14 protein-coding genes and 1 pseudogene are annotated in these 17,876 nt (G+C 61.4%); 3 read left to right on the forward strand and 12 right to left on the reverse strand.

All coding sequences use genetic code 11. The annotated features are described in order from the left end of the window. Window positions 1–14: 14 nt before the first annotated feature. The 3 genes from katE to ACVIGA_RS30120 form a co-directional block, all read right to left on the reverse strand. Window positions 15–2,138: a catalase gene (katE, locus tag ACVIGA_RS30110; RefSeq protein WP_456668849.1), complete on the reverse strand. Its 2,124-nt coding sequence runs from the start codon at window positions 2,136–2,138 to the stop codon at window positions 15–17. A gap of 1,041 nt (window positions 2,139–3,179) precedes the next feature. Then, window positions 3,180–3,365, reverse strand: a complete 186-nt coding sequence (locus ACVIGA_RS30115; protein ID WP_223970010.1) for an SANT/Myb-like DNA-binding domain-containing protein — start codon at window positions 3,363–3,365, stop codon at window positions 3,180–3,182. Window positions 3,366–3,375: 10 nt separating this feature from the next. Further along, a complete protein-coding gene (locus tag ACVIGA_RS30120) occupies window positions 3,376–3,657 on the reverse strand; it encodes a hypothetical protein (protein ID WP_456668850.1) in 282 nt (93 codons plus the stop codon). Window positions 3,658–4,084: 427 nt separating this feature from the next. On the opposite strand from ACVIGA_RS30120, the gene ACVIGA_RS30125 reads away from it, so the two are divergent. Beyond that, complete coding sequence (locus ACVIGA_RS30125; protein WP_456670919.1) at window positions 4,085–4,708, forward strand: phosphatase PAP2 family protein; 624 nt, start codon at window positions 4,085–4,087, stop codon at window positions 4,706–4,708. A 1,022-nt stretch (window positions 4,709–5,730) separates the two neighbouring features. Further along, window positions 5,731–6,111 (forward strand): DUF1330 domain-containing protein, encoded by a 381-nt coding sequence (locus ACVIGA_RS30130; protein WP_223970007.1) that lies wholly within the window; start codon window positions 5,731–5,733, stop codon window positions 6,109–6,111. 1,533 nt (window positions 6,112–7,644) lie between these two features. On the opposite strand, the gene ACVIGA_RS30135 is transcribed toward ACVIGA_RS30130, so the two are convergent. Then, window positions 7,645–7,779 carry a hypothetical protein gene (locus tag ACVIGA_RS30135; RefSeq protein WP_263009980.1) on the reverse strand — a complete coding sequence of 45 codons (135 nt, stop codon included), beginning with the start codon at window positions 7,777–7,779 and terminating at the stop codon, window positions 7,645–7,647. A gap of 319 nt (window positions 7,780–8,098) precedes the next feature. On the opposite strand from ACVIGA_RS30135, the pseudogene ACVIGA_RS30140 reads away from it, so the two are divergent. Next, window positions 8,099–8,382 (forward strand): annotated as a pseudogene (locus ACVIGA_RS30140) (SRPBCC domain-containing protein); the annotation flags it as partial. A gap of 522 nt (window positions 8,383–8,904) precedes the next feature. Here ACVIGA_RS30140 and ACVIGA_RS30145 read toward each other — a convergent pair. The 8 genes from ACVIGA_RS30145 to ACVIGA_RS30180 all read right to left on the reverse strand — a co-directional run bounded on the left by ACVIGA_RS30145 (window position 8,905) and on the right by ACVIGA_RS30180 (window position 17,857). Then, entirely contained in the window at window positions 8,905–9,741 is an 837-nt protein-coding gene (locus tag ACVIGA_RS30145) for an alpha/beta fold hydrolase (protein ID WP_456668851.1), read from the reverse strand. A 155-nt stretch (window positions 9,742–9,896) separates the two neighbouring features. After that, entirely contained in the window at window positions 9,897–10,406 is a 510-nt protein-coding gene (locus ACVIGA_RS30150; protein WP_456668852.1) for an Lrp/AsnC family transcriptional regulator, read from the reverse strand. A gap of 314 nt (window positions 10,407–10,720) precedes the next feature. Next, window positions 10,721–11,641, reverse strand: coding sequence for a sugar-binding protein (locus ACVIGA_RS30155; RefSeq protein ID WP_456668853.1), 921 nt, complete (start codon window positions 11,639–11,641; stop codon window positions 10,721–10,723). 96 nt (window positions 11,642–11,737) lie between these two features. Continuing rightward, window positions 11,738–12,820 (reverse strand): ABC transporter permease, encoded by a 1,083-nt coding sequence (locus ACVIGA_RS30160; RefSeq protein ID WP_456668854.1) that lies wholly within the window; start codon window positions 12,818–12,820, stop codon window positions 11,738–11,740. Next, window positions 12,820–13,584, reverse strand: a complete 765-nt coding sequence (locus ACVIGA_RS30165; protein WP_456668855.1) for an ATP-binding cassette domain-containing protein — start codon at window positions 13,582–13,584, stop codon at window positions 12,820–12,822. The genes ACVIGA_RS30160 and ACVIGA_RS30165 overlap by 1 nt, the downstream gene beginning before the upstream one ends. A 38-nt stretch (window positions 13,585–13,622) precedes the next feature. Next, window positions 13,623–14,972, reverse strand: coding sequence for a carbohydrate porin (locus ACVIGA_RS30170; protein WP_456668856.1), 1,350 nt, complete (start codon window positions 14,970–14,972; stop codon window positions 13,623–13,625). A 300-nt stretch (window positions 14,973–15,272) separates the two neighbouring features. Then, window positions 15,273–16,334, reverse strand: a complete 1,062-nt coding sequence (locus ACVIGA_RS30175; protein ID WP_456668857.1) for an ABC transporter permease — start codon at window positions 16,332–16,334, stop codon at window positions 15,273–15,275. Continuing rightward, window positions 16,331–17,857, reverse strand: a complete 1,527-nt coding sequence (locus ACVIGA_RS30180) for a sugar ABC transporter ATP-binding protein (RefSeq protein WP_456668858.1) — start codon at window positions 17,855–17,857, stop codon at window positions 16,331–16,333. Before ACVIGA_RS30180 ends, ACVIGA_RS30175 begins: the two co-directional genes overlap by 4 nt. Window positions 17,858–17,876 lie beyond the last annotated feature (19 nt).

Here is a 17,876-nt window from a genome sequence, read left to right on the forward strand (position 1 = left end):
AACCGTCTCCGTTCCTAGGGCATCTTGACGTTTGGCTCACGTTCCCAGACGCGGAGCTTGGCGAGGCCATCGACAAACGATTTGGCATCCTTGGCGCTTTCCAAGGCGACACAGCCTTCATCAAAATCTTCGGTGGCGATGCCGGCTTTCTCGAGCAACGGCAGCGCAGAGCCGACGTATCCGATGAACTTGCAGTGAGCAAACGCGTCGGCGACGAAGTCCCGTGCTGAAGACTCATGGAGCAGGTCGTCCATGGCTGCCTGGGCCGGCAGCAAGGCAACGGCATCGTACAACACCGAGGGGCCACCATCGATCATTTGATCGGCGTCGATCCAGCTGCCGTCGCTCGCTTTGGCTCCCGTGACCGTCGGCGCGATGATCTCGTACGTCGCTCCGGCCTTCTCGAGCGCGGCCTCAAGTGCCTGGAGGAGACTGGCATCTGTTCCATCGGAAATCAGGATACCCAACTTCCGGCCCTCGAAGCGCTCGGGTCCGTTTTCGACGATGCTGAGCGCCGGCGAGGGATCGAGATCCTGACGCGTTGGCACAGCAGCGTCTGCCGGTTTTGGCATCTTCTGCAGACCAAGTTTGCCGGCGACGTTGTTGGCCAGAGCCTCATCGATGTTGAGGAGATGCGAGACCATCCGTTCCCGGATCGCGGGCGTTTTGACCTTGCTGAGTTCGAACGTCAAAGCGGCGACGATGTGTGCCTGCTCTCCCATGGTTTGACTGATGAAGAACTGACGCGCCTGGCTGTAGTGGTCTGCGAAGCTCTCGGCACGCAGACGACGTTTTGGGCCCTGTTCGACGTCGGCGAATGACGTGAAGCCGCGCTGTGGCGACTCTCTCGGACCTTCGCCGAAGGAATTCGGCTGGTAATTGGCGCGCCCGGCCGGGTTGCGCATGGCCATGTGACCGTCCTGCTGAAAATGGGCGAACGGACATTTGGGCGCATTGATCGGGATGTGCGTAAAGTTCGGGCTTCCGAGCCGCTTGAGCTGCGTGTCGAGGTACGAGAAGTTGCGTCCCTGTAGCAGCGGATCGTTGGAGAAGTCGATCCCCGGCGGAACGTTCTGGGTCATGAAGGCGACCTGTTCGGTTTCAGCGAAGAAATTGTCGGGCATCCGATTGAGCACCAGCCGACCGACAGGGAGGGGAGGCAGGATTTCCTCCGGTATGAGCTTCGTCGGATCAAGCACGTCGAAATCGAAGGAATCAGCGAAGGCCTGATCGAACAATTGCAGCTGAAGTTCCCATTCCGGGAAGTTGCCGCTCTTGATGGCGGTCCAGAGATCCCGGCGATGGAAGTCAGGATCGGCACCATTGATCTTGACGGCCTCGTTCCAGACTACCGATTGCATGCCCAATTTGGGCTTCCAGTGAAACTTGACGAAGGTGGACTCGTTCTTCGCGTTCACAAGCCGGAAGGTGTGGACGCCGAAACCTTCCATGAAGCGGAACGAGCGTGGAATGGTGCGATCGGACATCACCCACATGATCATGTGCATGCTCTCGGGGGTGAGGCTGACGAAATCCCAGAAATTATCGTGTGCCGATTGCGCCTGCGGAAAGGCGCAGTCCGGCTCTTCCTTTACCGCGTGGATCAGGTCGGGAAACTTGATTGCGTCCTGGATGAAGAATACCGGGACGTTGTTGCCGACGATGTCCCAGTTGCCTTCCTGTGTGTAGAGCTTTACGGCGAAGCCGCGGACATCACGGGCAAGGTCGGATGAGCCCTTGCTTCCGGCCACGGTCGAAAAGCGCACAAACGCAGGCGTTTTTTCGCCGGCGCGCTGGAACAGGTCAGCCCTGGTGTATTTCGACAACGGCTTGTAGTTCTCGAAGAAACCGTGCGCCGCGTAGCCACGTGCGTGCACGACTCGTTCTGGGACCCGTTCGTGATCGAAGTGGAAGATTTTTTCCCGAAAGTGCAGGTCCTCGAGTAGCGTCGGACCGCGCGGGCCGATTTTCAGGGAGTTCTGGTCGTCGGAAACGGGACCGCCCTGCGCTGTCGTGAGCACCGGCGTTTTATCTGATGCGACCTGATGAAGTTCGCCTCCTTCACCACGGTCAAGCTTTTGATCGTGGATCGTTGCCGTCCCGCCAGATCTGCGGGCCTTCTTCGTTGTCTTCGTCATTGTTTTGCTTCCCGGGACGGAATTGAGGAATCCTTAATCCGACGAGGTGCGGTGCTGTTCCTATTTCGAGCATGATCGTGATGCCGTCTGGATGCTTACAGCGACATCGAAACCGGTCGCCCACGGTAGCGGCAAGGGAGCTCTCGCATGTCCATCGATCATGCTGACACCGGTGCGCTCAGTCCGATGGCGATCCGTCCACCGCTTCCGCACAAGCTCGCCCGCAACCAACTTAGGAACTTTGCGTCTCGATTGAAACTATCTCAGCGGGGTGAACTCGCTTGGGCAGAGGCGAGTTTCCGGGAGTTGACGTCAGTCTGCGCTGCGGGAGTATGGAGAGCGTCCGGAAAGTTGGGGAAGCGTAGACGGCCTGGTCATCCCCGGAAGCTGTTCAGGCGAACGTGGCGCGAACCGCGACGTGTCACGGCCTGCATGTCTCGGCTGGCGTGCTCCGGCCGCTGACCACTGGCGCAGGTTCTGGCAAAGGGATTCCGGGGCCGACATCCAGTGCCGCATCTCTTGCTTCGTGCTGTTCTGGGTGACGGAGGTCTCGATCGTCCGTCTGCCCGGAGCGGGCAGATGAACGATCAAGGCAGGGCGCGGAGCCTTCTCTTGGTGGAGGCGCAGTTCGTCAGACCTGCGACCCGTCCCCCGGAGCGCCCGACGGACGCTGATCCAGTCCGCCGACCGCTGCAAGCTAATTCAAGCGAGAGGCTGCAAACTTACCAATCTTCCTCGCGCCGTCCCAAAGTTCGACTGGCTGAGCATTAGTAGTCAAGTTTTGAGCCTGCTCGCGCGCATCATCGTCATTGCTGCAGAACAGATCGACCCGCCACAATATGCGCGAGAACGTCGTCCACGCGGTATTGGTTCCCGACGCTCCGGAAGAGGCGTTGCGCCCGAAACCAAGAAAACTCCGCCAGTTTCGGGCGCCCTCCGAGGACTTCGCTGGGTGCTCGATCTCGTCAAGTTGCTTCGGCTCTACCCCAATAACCTTGCTCCGACACCCTTCTTCAAGGACTTGGGAGATGACCTTGAAGGCTAGAGCTCCGGGATCGGACGTGCCGCGGTTAGCTTGCGGAGTCTGCCTTCACATGATGCTTCGGTGCGCCCGAGCTGCTGCGCGATCTCACGCATGTCTTTGCCTTGCGCGCGGAGTTCGAGGAGTTTCCGTTCCTCCTCGGCACTCCAGCGCACAATTCTCCAGCCGCCTTCAACGTGACGCATAGGCGCACGCTTATTTTACTTCGCCTGTAGTCGGCGTGTTTTCTGGATTCTGCGCCCCGCCAGACTTCGGGATCACGGTGTCCTTCATGTTGGTGGGAGGCATGTTGGGCAGTACCTCGACCTTGTTCTCCGGCTTAAGCGCGGCGCAGTCCATGCCGTAGATGAGCTCACCCTTGGCAGACTGGCCGATAGGCTTGCAGGCTTGCAGGGCAGAGGGGTCGACCCCCTTGTCATCGGCCAGCGCTGGTGACACGAGTAGCGCAAGCGATAGCGCGAACGAAATGCGTAACATGGGCTCCTCCGGCAATTATTAATTGTACCGGTGGCGTAACCAGTACCGAAGCGACTAGTTCCATGATCCCCTAACGGTGCCGCGAAGAAGCGCTCGCAATTGAAGAAACCCGCTTACCAGGCACAATAAAATGGTGGCTAGTTCAGGCCTGTCCAAAAATCGGCGCGAAGAGGTTTACGGGCGTTCATCGCGAGAAATAACAGCCTGACGTCGCGGGCAACAACGCCTTCGTCGACAACATCCCCCGCCGCACATTACGACTGTGCAAAGCATCGATGCGTGTCCCAGTTAAGCGACTAGTAAAACCCAAATTGATTGAAACTGCCATTGGTTCCCTCTCACCGCTCTCCTGACGCTCCGGCACGGGCATTAGGACCCAGGTCGAAGCTGGCGCGTTGGGCTAGATGGAGATCCGGCTTTGAGAACCATGCCTACGACCGCGCGCATTAAAGCAAGCCGCATTCGAGGCGCACCAATTTTCCCGATAACCGTTCGTCCGACAGCGGCGGATGCCGCAATCGCGCGCGTGATCAGCCGCAACACCGCGCCCGCGCCCGAAGCAATCGCGCGCGGGCTGACCTGGGGCGCTGACGAAAAGGTTCTACTTGTTCTCGCCGCCGCCGGCTGGATCGCCTCGCGCGGACACGATACCTCGCTGCAGCGCGCCGGCAATCACGCGCTGTTGGTGACGATCGCGGCGTCGCTCCTGCCGCACGGTCTTAAATTGCTGTTCAACCAGACCCGCCCAGACCGCCTGACTGTGGTCGGCCACGCCCACGGTATCTCAGTTTCGGGCAACCGTGAGGACGCATTTCCATCCGGCCACGCGCTGCACATGGGCGCGCTGGCTTCAGCGGCAGGAACACTGCCCGCCGGCGCGCGCCGCGCAACACAGGCAGTAGCGGTCGCTCTTTCCGTGACGCGGGTTTTGGTTCTCGCACACTGGTCGAGCGACGTGGTCGCAGGATTCGCGCTCGGAGCAGTTCTTGAGCGACTGCTGCGATTCTGGACCGGCTATCCGACGGTTGGCGCGCGGTGGAGCAAGACGTGATAGCCGAATACGTCCTCCGCTTTCCACAGGGCGGAGCCGTGGCATTGACCTCCGCGACGCTGGGAGACTTCTGCGCCCGACGAGCTTCGCCGGTCTGCTCGGAGCGACGCCGTCCGTTGCGCTGGCGACGCTCGGCAGCACCGTGTACCAGCATCTGCTTGACTACCAGTGGCTCTCGCCTCGCAGAACCGATGCGAGGGAAGTGCGATGATCTGACTGAAGTCATGATCCAGTCTGGCCACTGGATGATGCAGGAATGGCCGGTTGCAGTGAACAGTGCACTTGCGAAATGGCTGGGAGGGAAGTTGCCGAACGTCTGGATATCGTGACGGACGATCGATCTGACGCCCAACGATCGCGTTTGCTAGCGCCACATGAGGTGCTCATATCTCGGATCAGGCGCTCTCAAATGAAACAAGAAAGCTTCTGGACGACTACATCCGCCATTGGCTGCGGGTGATTGGATCTCCATAGCGGCGCTCTACCATATACCCTGTATCCCCATGCGAGGGGCCGAGTCGCTGCATTGCTTCCAATCAGACAAAGAGATTGAAGAAGAAGTTTTTCAAGGCGTGGACGCACGCTACGACAGGGAAGGCAATCTCGGGCCGGGTCGCGATCACAGCCTGACGACCCAACTCATCGGCGCACAAAGTTTGCTCGCTAACGTTAGCGCGGCAAATGGTTCAGAAGGACAGGAGCGTCCTTCGCGAGAGCCGCAATCAATCTCGTGCGCACTAACGGAAGATAGCAGATACTAGTTGCGACAATCCATGTCGAATAATCGGATCGAGCACCTTTGCGCCTATTCGAACTTGCCGTTGTCAATCGAACGGCAGCGCAGCATGAGTCTGCTTTTGACCCTTAGCGGCCGTTACGTCCGCGTGACTACCACGCAGCTACCATGTTGCGCTTCTATGGACACTGGGTGCCAAGCCTAACCCTACATTGCCCACTACACGGTCTCGAATAGCAGTACTATTGGCCGCCGGATTATCGGCAAGGCAACCCGGGAGTCAGTCATGAAAGCTTACGCAATGGCATTGCTCGCAGGTGTCACCATCGGGGCCATCGCAGTCCAGGGCCTCCACGCTCAAGGAACCAAATTGAAAGCGTACACGGTCAGCGAAGTTGAAGTCCTCGACCCCGCAGCCCAAGCCGCATACCTGCCGGCCGCCCGGAAGGCGATTGAGGCGGCCCATGGTCGAGCCTTACGCACCGCAGCGGGACGGGTGGTTCAAATTGAGGGCGCGTCGCCTCCCAAGAGTGCGGCCATCGTCGAATGGGACAGCATGGATGACGCCGTAGCATTCTACAAGTCGAAGGCCTGGTCGGATCTTGCACCCCAGCGAGACAAGGCAACCAAGGTCATACGACGTTACGTCGTCGAAACCGAAAAGTAGCCTGTTGCGCGAATATCGTTGCCGATTTCCACCGCGCAACGTGCGCCCCCGGCGGGCGGGATTGAGGGCTAACGCTGAAGGCGGCGGGCTACGCTAGCGGCCCGCCGTTAGCCGCCTCCTTGATTGCTTTTGCGGTGTGCTGGGTCTCCTCCTGGCCCATCGCTTCCGGTGACGTGCTGCAGCTAGTTTCTCCTGATGGGAACGGACCGGAAGTCCGTCGCTGATCGCCGCGATTGACCCGACACGGGCATTGGGGCGCCGTGGTTTGCTTTCCCAAGCCGTTCATCAGTATTAAATTTCACCGAAACCGTTCCCGCCAACGGCGATCGAAGGAAACTATTGCTGGATTGTCGGTTGAAGTTCCGGGAACAACGGAGGCTTCGGAAATGAAGAAAGCAGCATTGGCGTTCGTGACCGCTGCCACCATCGGTGTCTCTGCCTTGGTGGCCCCATCGCCAGCCCAAGCGTGGCGCGGTGGCGGCTGGGGCGCTGGACTTGCGGCCGGACTAATCGGAGCGGCGGTGGTTGGTGGCATAGCCTCCAGTGCCTACGCCTATGGCCCAGGTTACGGCTACTACGGCGGACCGGGTTATGGCTATTACGGGGGTTACGCCCCAGCGTATTACGGCGGCTATGCACCGGCATACTACAATTATGGCTACGCCCCCGCATACTACGGCGGATACCGGTCGTACTACGCTCGTCCAGTGTACCGGCGCGTTATTCGCCCCGCATACGCTTACGGCCCCAGATACTATCGCGGGTATGGCTATCGCTGGTGATCGCCAGCGGCGACCGAAGTCTGGCCAACGAACGTCGCGGGCGGACGCGCTCAGTGTCGTGCCGCGGTTGCTTGAGTGTTTGCGCGGCCGGCCAGTCGCCACTACCGGGAGAACTATCTTGGCTGTCGGGGTCAGAGCCTGTCTTTCGTGTCCGGGATTCGAAGATATCCGGCGGCGGCGCTGGCGGACGTGCATCGGAATTTTGTTGTTCGGCAGGTTGGTCTTGAGCCTTCGGCCGTTGCCCGCGGCGCGACTATTGTGGTGCGTCTCGCACCCGAGGCACTTCACCTCAGGTTAGCGTTAGCACGGCGACGGCTTCTGCCGTTTTTTGGCAACGGTCCACAAGACGAAGGTCGTAGCTTCGCCTCATTCTGAGGTTGGCATAGTAGCAAGTCAGCGCGGGGCAGGCGCGCGGGCGACTGCGCCCGGAGTGAAGCGCTTGCACCGCCAGCCGCGATCGCGCTCCTCCGGGCTGCGCGTCGCGTTGCAACCGCCGCTTTTCGCTACCGTTCTCCGTTGAATAGCGCAACGCGCGGCGTAGCGTAGGGAAGCGCCAGGCTGGCCCGCCGCCCAGCGAGGCGTTGCCCCGGCTCGGCCGCCCACGGCCCCCAGCCAGCCGGGCTGGGGCAGCCGGCGTTTTGACCCACTTCTTGCGTAGAAAGCTGCCTCCACGCGCGAGCTCGAGGTCACAGAACTGTGTCGGCTCCGCAACGTCACGACAGTTCCTTTTGTGGATAGACTTGTTTGGACTTCACGGAGTTGCCAATTCATCGTTTAAGAATGCCGGACCTGCGGCGGCGATTTTATTTCCAAGACGTTCATTTGAGATCGGGTCTAAGAGGCCGCTGTCGGCGGCCAGCGGCCTCTTCATTTCTTTCTTTTTCATTGCAGGAGGAATACTCCAATGCCAATCCAGGCGTGGGCGCTAGCCACTTCGATCGGCTGGACAGCCGTTGTGGGCACGATGCTGATTTATAGGATTTTCGGACCGAGCTAATGTAGTCAGCGCGGAGATTCAGTGCGCAACGCCGCCCGCTTAAAATACACACGGGCAGCGTTGGCTCTGGCCCCAGGATGTAAAGTGCAAAATCCTGACGGATAGAATACTGCGCAGGCGCGCAATCGTTTCTTACCCCTGAGGGGGGAGCTCGCTGATCGTTGTTTCTAGGAACGAATGGATACGGCAAGAGTGCTCACCACCCGGCCCGCCCAATGGCTACCGGATCTCTGGGGAAGGCTCTGGCGGCATTGCTGGCTTTGCCAAGGACGGGGCCACAGTGAGACTTGCATCGGATGGCCCAGATGCGACCATCCTCATCTATGAGGTCGATGCGCAGATTGGGGGAAGCTCGCCCAGCTCGGTGGGCGTCTGATCGATTCCACAGCCAGGAAGCTGGCAAGCCAATTCTTTGCCGCCTTCGGCGAAGCGGTCGGCAACGTCGCGGTACCCGATGCTTCGGGCGTCCTTCAATCTGCGCGCTCCGCATGATTGCGGGTGGCAGGCTCTGTGCCGCCGAAAGGTGGAATTCCGGGCTCGAGTGGTAGTCCAGACGGTGGGTCTTGGTCCCGAAATGACGAAAATGGCTTGTCTTTCATCAGGAAGCCACTTCGCGAGTTGAGCCGCCCTCGGAGAAGAAACCAGGATTCCGAGCATAGCCGGTTTAGACCCGCGACTCGAACCTCCGAAGTTTCATCTCATCTTATGGCCCTTCTGAGCTGCCCCAACTCGTATCGGGCCATTCCGACACGAGGAAATCCAGTTAAGGGTTAACGTCGGTTCAACAGGACGCTTGTCGGAATGGTCGTCGATTTTGGCACCAAAACATGCGTTTCTTAATCAGCGGCTGTGTAGGCCTATGGTCAGAGCTTAACGCTATGCGGAAGATTGAAGCTGATACCGTAGATCCGCCGAGTGTGGGGAAAGGCGGTAGCGCTCTCCCGCTACCAAGGCTGCGAATTGGTGCGCTCGTCCACCATTTCTGGCGATTTTGTGCCCCCGACGGTCGGTCTGTCAGTTGCCATCGATGAAATGCAGAAGGGCCGCATTGAACAATGCGGGATCCTGCAGGAAGGCGAAATGACTGACGTTGGGCAGGATCAGCAGCCCGGCGTTCGGGATGGTGGCGGCGATATATTCGGTGTGAGCGCGCTTGATCGCTTCATCATGATCGCCATCCACCACCAGGACCGTCGCCTTGATCGAACGTAGCTGATCATCAGTCCAGTTCGGTTCGGTCTCCCACATCTTGGTGATCTGCGTGACGAAGGCGTCGTAATCCTTCGGTGTGGCGGACAATTTGGCGTACTCGCCGCGGGCTCGCTCGATGAAGCGCGCGAACACAGGGGCTCTCTCCACGCCCTCCTGGACACCCGACGTGACCGTGTTGGCAGCGAACGCGAAGACCTTTCCGACACGGTCTGAATGACGGAGTGCGATATCGAGCCCGAGAATGGCACCGTCGCTCCAGCCGACGACGTCGGCCTTGGCGATATGCAACGCATCGAGAAGCGCGACGACGTCATCGGCCATCAGGTCGTATCCATAGGGGCGGTCGTCACGTGTGCTGCGGCCGTGGCCACGGCTGTCCACGACGATCACCATGTGCCGGCGGGCGAGCGCCTTGACCTGATGACCCCAGTAGTCCGAATTGGAAAGCCCGCCATGGAGCAGGACGACCGGCGGTCCGTGGCCGATGGTTGCGTAGTACAGGCTGATGCCATTGACCTTGGCATGGCCGCTGCGTTCACCGGAGACAGCGGGCGGCGTCGGCGGAAGGGTTTGCCAAAGCGGCGCGGCGGAAACCTGCACGGGAAGCAGCAGCAGGAGAGCCCACAGGAGCAAGCGCATCGATAGTCCCTTTGACGAGCCGGATGATGACGATGCATCGATTGGCCCGACGAGGCAAGCGAGGCGCGGCCTGGCGAGAGTTGCGCTCGCGTGGCCCGAACTCTCTTATCGCGCGAAGTGCGCCGATCTGATCGTCAATCGTGCGCCACGCTTGGCTACGCTGGTGCAAGTGCCGGGACGGGCAGGGCGGTCACCGACTTGATCTTCTCCATTGCGAAGCGTGAGGTCACATTCTTCAGCGCAATCGCGCCGATCAGCCTCTTGTAGAACAGATCATAGCTCTGCATATCAGCGACGACCACACGCAGGACATAGTCGATGTCGCCGGCCATGCGGTAGAACTCGATCACCTCGGGCATCGCGCTGACGACCGACGCAAATCTCCTCAGCCACGTGTCGGAGTGGTCGTCGCTCTCGACGGACACGAAGACCGACAGACCCAGACCGATCTTGTTCTGGTCGACGAGGGCGACCTTGCCGGTGATGACCCCCTCGTTCTCCAGACGCTGCACGCGCTTCCAGCAAGGGGTCGAGGAAAGTCCAACGCGCTCGCCGATCTCGGCGACCGATAGCGATGCGTCTTCCTGGAGAACCCGCAAGATCTTGCGATCGATCGCATCGAGGCGGCGAGGCGTGGCCGCCGAAAGCGTTTGGATGTCGGTCATATGCAGAACTTTCGTTCAAATGAAATGCCTGCATCAATGCTAGATGAAAGAATCTTCTACGCAAGCCGCCGCTATTTTGAAAAAAGCGATCGCCGGAGAAATCCCTTCTGCGGGTTCTGCGCTTTGTAGTTCATCTATCCGGTTGCTGTAGGTCGGAAGGCGTCGCGCTCAACGCTCGAGAACGTGCGCCAGCAGATATCGTAGGCTTGGTCGGTGTGGGGAAAGGCGCGGTAGCCTTCCCCCGTTACCAAGGGCACCGATCTTGTGCGCCGAGCCGCGGTTTTCAACGAATAGGCGACGCGGCCTCCGGGCTGCTACTTCAGCATCGCCGCAACGTTGTCCTTGGTCACGATGTCGAGACCGGTGTGGATGATCTCCGGCACCTTCTGGCCCTTCTTGATGGCAAGCAGCGTATCCATCGCTTTCTCGCCCATCTCGAACGGGCGCTGGCCGATCAGTCCATTGGCATAACCCTCGTTCAGAAGCTCAAGCTGCATCCTGAGGGTGTCGGCCACGACGAGCGTGAACTTGCCTGCGTCGATCTCCTTCTTGCTCTTGCTGGCGAATGCCTTGAAGCCTTCCGGCGCGAACATCGGCCAGCCGCCGACCGGGATGATCGCAGCAAGGTCGGGAGTTGCGGTGCGCAGATCGGTCATCTGCTGAACGCCCAGCGCAGGGTCGTCGTTGCAGAAGGTCGGCGATCCCGCGACTTCGGTCCACTTCGAGCCCTTGAGCGCTTCGCGGACGCCATCGACGCGTTCGGCGAGGTTGGCCGCTCCCGGTCCGCCGGAGATCATCGCGTATTTGCCGCCATTGGGCCGGAGCGTCAGCAACTGCTTGCCGAGCGCGACGCCGAACTCCTTGTTGTCGGTGCCGATATAGGCAATCCGCTTCGAACCCGGCGCATCGGAGTCGAACGTGATGACGGCGATGCCGGCCGCCGTCGCCGCCTCGATCGACTTGGTCATCGCGGCAACGTCGGCGACCGAGATGGCGAGGCCGTCCACCTTCTGGGTGATGAAATCCTGGATGATCTGCGCTTGCGTCGCCGGCTCGTGCTCGACAGGACCCTTGTAGATGCATTCGATGTTGGCGCGCTTCTGGCAACCGTCGCGCGCGAAATCGAAGAACGGATTGTTCATCGCCTTGGGCACGATCACGAACTTGTAGCTCTGGGCAAAGCCGGGCGTCGCCATCATGACGAGGACCGCGGCGGCAAGAAGTGTCTTCCTCATTGCTTCCCTCCACATTATTTTTGTGCCTATTCCTTGAAATCAGTGGCTCCCGGAGGCGGATAGGCGGACATGGGTGATCCCCCGGGGACGAACTCTTCAGGCCATGCGCGAGCGGAGGCGATCGACCAGCACCGCTGCGATGATGATCACGCCCACCAATGTCTGCTGCCAGTAGGAGTTGACCTGCGCGAGCACGAGGCCGTTGCGGATCACCTCGAGCAGCACGCAGCCGACGATGGCTCCGAGCGGACCGCCGGCGCCGCCGGCGAGATTGGCACCGCCGATCACGGCGGCCGCAATGACGTTGAGCTCGTAGGACGTCGCCATGTTTGCCGGCGCCGATCCCAGCCAGCCGCAGATGATGATGCCTTGCAGACCCGCCGCCAGCGCGCAGATCACGTAGATCTCGATCTTCACCCGCACGACCGAAATGCCGGTCAGCGCCGCCGCCTTCTCGTTGCCGCCGATGGCAAAGACGTGGCGGCCGAAACTCGTGTGGTGCAGCACGACCGCCATCGCGACCGCGAGAACGACGAGGTAGATGAACGGCGCGGGCATGCCGAATACGACGCCCGACGTCAGCGTGTAGAAATAGCTCGCTTCGGGGCCGCTGGGAAAGCTGCCGCGGCCGTTGGAGACGACGTAGCCGAGGCCGCGCACGATCGAGAGCATGCCGAGCGTGGTGACGAAAGGCGATAGCCCGAGCACCGCGATGCAGAAGCCATTGACGAGGCCGACGATCAGCGCGACGCCGAGTCCTGCCAGGATCGAGACCAGCAGGATCAATCCGGGCAGATTGGCGATCACGGTCTTGCCGTCGCCGGCCAGATGCACGAACCAGTCTGCGCCGGGCATGCCCGGTGTCGAGATGTGAGTCATGACCATCGAGGTGCTCATCGCGGAGAAGCACATCACCGAGCCGACCGAGAGGTCGATGCCGCCCGTGATGATGACGAAGGTCACGCCGAGCGTGGCGATGGCGATGAAGGAAAAGTTCTTCGCCACATTCTGTATGTTGCCCTCGGTGAGGAAATAGGGGCTGGCGAAGTTCATCACCACGAACAGCGCGACCAGCGCGAGCAGGACGTAGCCGGTCTGCGAGGCAAAGAAGCCGCTCTGCCACCATTTGGCCTTGCCGACATTGGTGAAGGTGATGGGAGAGTCCAGGGGCGTGGCCATCACGCAGCCTCCTTCGCTCCCGTGATGAGGGAGGTGACTTCCTCGGGGCTGGTATCGCCGATCGCCTTGTCGGCGCGCTTCTCGCCGCGGCGCATGACGACGACGCGGTCGCAGACCGCGAACACGTCGGGCATGCGGTGCGAGATCAGCATCACCGCGACGCCCTGTTCCTTCAGGCGATGGATCAGGCCCAGCACCTGCTCGACCTGCCGGACCGAGATCGCGGCCGTCGGCTCGTCCATCATCACGAGCTTGGCATTGGACAGCCGCGTCCGTGCGATCGCGACCGCCTGGCGCTGACCGCCCGACATCTGCCTGACGAGATCGTGCGGCCGGGTCTCCGAGCGCAGTTCGCCGAACAGCTCCAGCGCGCGGGCTGCCATCGCCTTGTGGTCGAGCAACGCGAACGGACCAAGCTTGCGCTTGAGCTCACGGCCGAGGAAGACATTGGCCGCCGCCGTGAGATTGTCGGCGAGCGCGAGGTCCTGATAGACCACTTCTATACCGATCGCGCGGGCATCGATCGGCCGGGCGAAATGAACCGGCTTGCCATCAAAGCGGATCTCGCCGTGGCTTGGCGGGAAGTTGCCGGCGATGATCTTGACCAGCGTCGACTTGCCGGCGCCGTTGTCTCCCATCAGGCCGACCACCTCGCCGGGAGAAACGCGCAGGTCGACGCCATGCAACGCGCGAATGGCGCCGAACTCCTTGCCGATGCCCTTCAACTCAAGGACCGCGAGCCCGGCGTCGTGAGGGGTTACCATGGCTGGTTTCGCTCAGACATGCTGGCAACCCCTCCCGATCAGAAGTGCACCAGCGTGCGCAGACCAAGAACCCAGGCATTCTCGGTCTTGATGCCGGCGGCATTGTAGCCGCGCCCGCCGGGATTGATCACGTACTGGGCGTCGAACTTGAGGTTCATCCAGCCAGTTGCCTGCCACCCGTACCAGGCTTCGATCGGAACTTCGTTTCCGCCCGCATTCAGGGTGAGCGCAGCCGAATTCACGTGGGTCGTGCCCACCGCGAAACCGACTTCGTCTTCGGGGCGCCACGAGAACGTTCCGGTGTGCCTGAAGCCCAGGGCGACCTGGTAATCCTGATACGACGTCCGGTGATCGGCGACGGTCGTATTGAGGAACATGTACCAACCCTGTGCCTTTGCACCTTCAACGGTCAGCCGCTGCAGGATCGATTCATAGATGCCATAGCGGCCGCGTTGATCGCCCAGATTCTGGTCCGAGACGCCGCCGATGCCGGGCGCGATCGCGATGATACCGGGGAGGCCACCGTCGATCGTCGACGCGCTGTCATACCAGCCGCCGAAGCGCCAGGTCCCGTTCAGCGGACCGCTCGGCGCCCAGACCACCTCGACCGGCACCAGCACGCCGGAGGCCCGGCTCGAGCCGGGAACGCCCGGCAGGAAGTAGGTCGCGGAGTCCGACGTCGTCAGATAGTTCGGGTTGGCGTCGTAGACGCCGACCGAAAGCTGCCATTCCTTGGCGAAGTTGTAATGTGCGACACCGGCCCATTGGCTCACCGGCCAGTTGTAGATGTAGCCGCCCTGGATATTGCCGGGCTGACCGCCGCAGAAGGTCAGGTTGATGAACTCGCACAGGCCGAAGAAGAAGTCGGAGCCGACCGGCAGACGGCCGCCCTTGAGTTCAAGGCGGTCATCGAACAGCTTCTGCGAATAGTAGAGTTCGGTGAGGCGAAGAATGCTGCCGCGGCCGAATACTTCGTTGGTCAGCTGCAGCGCCGGAATGCCTGCCTCGTCATTCAGGTTGCGGCCGAAGCGGTCGACCAGCGTGAGGCCGACAGTACCGCCCTGGATGCCGGCAAGCTTCGCCATGTCGAACTTGGCCTGAAAGAACAGCTGCCCGGCCTGGGTCGCAGTGTTCCTGTTGCCGCCCGACAAATTGCCGACGGCTTCGTCGCCGAGCGTCAGGGCCAGCGAGATACCCCGCTCCTTCAACTGCGTCCTGCCGAGATCACCGAACAGATACGGTCGTGTCCAGAAATCATCGGTCTCCGTGTAAGGCACAGGCGGAGCCTTCGTTAAGAGATCGGCTGCATGCGCGCCGCCGTCGAACAACGATAACAGAGCGATCCCCACGCCGCATGCACGCGCGGTGTTTACAGACCAAAGTGACATTTTCTGCACTCCCAGCGTCCCCGGCTTTGTCCATTCTTGTGTCGCGTTCCGGCCCAAAGCCCTTCAGCCTGGAACGCGCGCCCGTCAGTGTAGCGACACGTCAACTTGAGATTGAAAATCCACGCGCACCAAAGCCATTCAGGACAGTGGTGAGGTCTGCCCGCGGCCGGGCTCGGCCCACAGCGCCGACATGGACGCGAGCGTCGGATGCTTGATCAGTCTTGCGCATCGAACTCTTCCCTTGTCTCTCTACCCAAGTCGCCGCGGTCATATTCCCGATCCTGGTTCTTCGTCATCGAGTTAAGCCTGATCGCCCGCGCTCGTCGGCAACGCTGCGGCGCCGCGCGGAGATGCGTTTTGCAGGATTGTGGTTTCCTTTGATCGCGGTGCCGTGCGAGCGAGGCCGGCGAGCGCCGCCTTGCGTCGCCGACGCGCCTGCAATTGCTGATCCGCCAGCACGCCGATCAGGATCACGGTTCCCATCACCGCGAAGTTCAGGGAGTTCGGAATGCCGAGGATGTTCACGAGGTTTTGCAGCACCTGCAGCAGCGCCGTGCCCAGCACGATGCCGAGAATCGAGCCTTCGCCGCCGCGCAGGCTGCAGCCGCCGAGGACGGCCGCCGCAATCGCATAGAGTTCGTAGAAGTTGCCGAAGGAACTCGGAGAGACCGAGTTGGTGTAGAAGACGAACATCACGGTCGAAACGCCGGCGAGGCCGCCGCTGATGACATAGGCGGTCGCAATCACGAGGTTCGTCCTGATGCCGGAGTAGCGCGCCGCCTCCTCGTTCTTGCCCACGGCATAAAGCCAGCGTCCGTAGACCGAACGATGCAGCAGCACGCCGAGGACCAGCGCCAGGATGATCAGGAAGATGAAGGTGTTCGGAATGCCCGCGATATTGCCGGAGGCGATGTTGCCCAGCGTGCTGGCCTCGTCACCATAGCCGAAGCCGCGCGTCGAATCGCTGGTGTAATAGCGCGCGGCGCCGCGATAGATCAGCAGCCCGCACAGCGTCACGATGAAGGGCTGCATCTTCAGCCGGGTGATCAGGAAACCCTGGATGCCGCCCAGCGCCAGCCCGCCCATCAGGACCAGCATCAGTGCGAAGGGCCAAGGCACCTGATATGTCGTCAGAAGATCGATGAAGACGACGCCAAGCAGCGCGAACATCGAGCCGAGCGAAAGATCGATGCCTCCGGTGATGATGACCAATCCTTCGCCCAGCGCGAACACACCGAACAGGCCGATCAAATTGGCCATGTTCAGCAGGTTCACGAACGACAGGAAGGCCGGATTGATCGCGCCGGTGATGGCGGAGATCACCGCCAGCAGCAAGAACAGGCCGAGTTCCTTCTTCATCATGGCGCAGCGGTCTCCAGGGTTTCGAGCGCCTGGCCGACCGCCAGCCTCAATACGTTGTATTCGCTGAACTGGTCGCGCTCGAGCACGCCGCTGACGATGCCTTCATGCATCACCGCAACCCGGTCGGAGACGCCGATGACCTCTTCCATGTCGGAGGAGATCATCACGATGGCGACGCCCTGGTCGGCGAGGCTGCGCATCAGGGCGTAGATCTCGCTCTTGGCGCCGACGTCGATGCCGCGGGTCGGCTCGTCGAAGAACATCACGCGCGGCTGCATGGAGAGCCACTTGCCGAGCACCACCTTCTGCTGGTTGCCGCCGGAGAGCGTCACGGTTTCGATGTCGATGCTGGGCGCCTTGATCGACAGGCGCCTCGCTTGTTCCTTCGCGATCTTGCGCTCGGATCCGCCGTTGACCAGCCACATCCGCGCATGATCCAGCAGGCTCGCGAGCGTCACGTTCTCCCGGATCGGCAGCTCCAGCACCAGTCCGGATTTCTTGCGATCCTCCGGTACGAGGTAAATCCCTTGCCTGATCGCATCGCGCGGCGAGGCGACGCCGACCGGCGTGTTGTCGATCCTGATCTCGCCACCCAGCAGCGGGTCGACGCCGAACACCGCGCGGGCAAGCGAGGTGCGGCCCGCGCCGACGAGCCCGGCGAGGCCGAGGATCTCGCCGCGCCGCACGGAAAGGTCGATCTGCCGGTCGGGAAAGGCCGTCGTCACAACGCCGGCGATATCGCAGCCGCCCGGCTGCGGCGTGTGCGCCGGCGGCGTGTACAGCGCCTTCAGGTCGCGGCCGATCATCAGGCGGATCATTGCCGCATGGCTCAGCTCGCTGCGCGACAGCTCGCCCACGGTGCGCCCGTCGCGCAGCACCACGACGCGATCGGCGCAGCTCATGATCTCGCCGAGCCGGTGAGTGATGTAGATCACCGAGATCCCGTGCGCCTTCAGGTCGGCAATCACCTCGAGCAGCCGTTCCGTCTCCGAAATCGTCAGGCTGGAGGTCGGCTCGTCCATGATGATCACGCGGGCATCGATCGAGAGCGCCTTGGCGATCTCAACCATCTGGCGCTCGGCGATCGACAAATTGTCGACCAGCGTGTTCGGCGTGAAATCGGCACCCAGCCGTTCCAGCAGCGGCTTCACGCGGGCGCGCATCTCAGCATTGTCGACCAGCTTCAGCGGGCCGCCGGCGAGCTTCTCGCGCCCGATGAAGACATTGGCCGCGACGTCGAGATTCTCGAACAGGTTCAGCTCCTGGTGCACAAAGGCGATGCCGGCGAGGGTCGCCTCGTTCACCGTCATCCGAGCGTGCTCGTTGCCGCCGATGCGGATCACGCCCGCGCTCGGCGCGATCACGCCGGCCAGCACGCGCATCAGCGTCGATTTGCCGGCGCCGTTCTCGCCGATCAGGCCCAGCACCTCGCCGCGGCAGACGCGCAAATTGACGTCGTCGAGCGCCCGGACTCCGGGATAGGTCTTGCTGATTCCGCTGAGTTCGAGCAGCGTTTCCGCCATTCGACATGTCCTCCTGCAG

The sequence above is a fragment of the Bradyrhizobium sp. USDA 3240 genome (assembly GCF_054063295.1).

What these genes read in the sequence shown, in the direction of transcription:
- katE (WP_456668849.1), bottom strand. Translation starts at nt 2,138, where the DNA reads ATGACGAAGACAACGAAGAAGGCCCGCAGATCTGGCGGGACGGCAACG.
- ACVIGA_RS30115 (WP_223970010.1), bottom strand. Translation starts at nt 3,365, where the DNA reads ATGCGTCACGTTGAAGGCGGCTGGAGAATTGTGCGCTGGAGTGCCGAG.
- ACVIGA_RS30120 (WP_456668850.1), bottom strand. Translation starts at nt 3,657, where the DNA reads ATGTTACGCATTTCGTTCGCGCTATCGCTTGCGCTACTCGTGTCACCA.
- ACVIGA_RS30125 (WP_456670919.1), top strand. Translation starts at nt 4,085, where the DNA reads ATGCCTACGACCGCGCGCATTAAAGCAAGCCGCATTCGAGGCGCACCA.
- ACVIGA_RS30130 (WP_223970007.1), top strand. Translation starts at nt 5,731, where the DNA reads ATGAAAGCTTACGCAATGGCATTGCTCGCAGGTGTCACCATCGGGGCC.
- ACVIGA_RS30135 (WP_263009980.1), bottom strand. Translation starts at nt 7,779, where the DNA reads ATGAAAAAGAAAGAAATGAAGAGGCCGCTGGCCGCCGACAGCGGCCTC.
- ACVIGA_RS30145 (WP_456668851.1), bottom strand. Translation starts at nt 9,741, where the DNA reads ATGCGCTTGCTCCTGTGGGCTCTCCTGCTGCTGCTTCCCGTGCAGGTT.
- ACVIGA_RS30150 (WP_456668852.1), bottom strand. Translation starts at nt 10,406, where the DNA reads ATGACCGACATCCAAACGCTTTCGGCGGCCACGCCTCGCCGCCTCGAT.
- ACVIGA_RS30155 (WP_456668853.1), bottom strand. Translation starts at nt 11,641, where the DNA reads ATGAGGAAGACACTTCTTGCCGCCGCGGTCCTCGTCATGATGGCGACG.
- ACVIGA_RS30160 (WP_456668854.1), bottom strand. Translation starts at nt 12,820, where the DNA reads ATGGCCACGCCCCTGGACTCTCCCATCACCTTCACCAATGTCGGCAAG.
- ACVIGA_RS30165 (WP_456668855.1), bottom strand. Translation starts at nt 13,584, where the DNA reads ATGGTAACCCCTCACGACGCCGGGCTCGCGGTCCTTGAGTTGAAGGGC.
- ACVIGA_RS30170 (WP_456668856.1), bottom strand. Translation starts at nt 14,972, where the DNA reads ATGTCACTTTGGTCTGTAAACACCGCGCGTGCATGCGGCGTGGGGATC.
- ACVIGA_RS30175 (WP_456668857.1), bottom strand. Translation starts at nt 16,334, where the DNA reads ATGATGAAGAAGGAACTCGGCCTGTTCTTGCTGCTGGCGGTGATCTCC.
- ACVIGA_RS30180 (WP_456668858.1), bottom strand. Translation starts at nt 17,857, where the DNA reads ATGGCGGAAACGCTGCTCGAACTCAGCGGAATCAGCAAGACCTATCCC.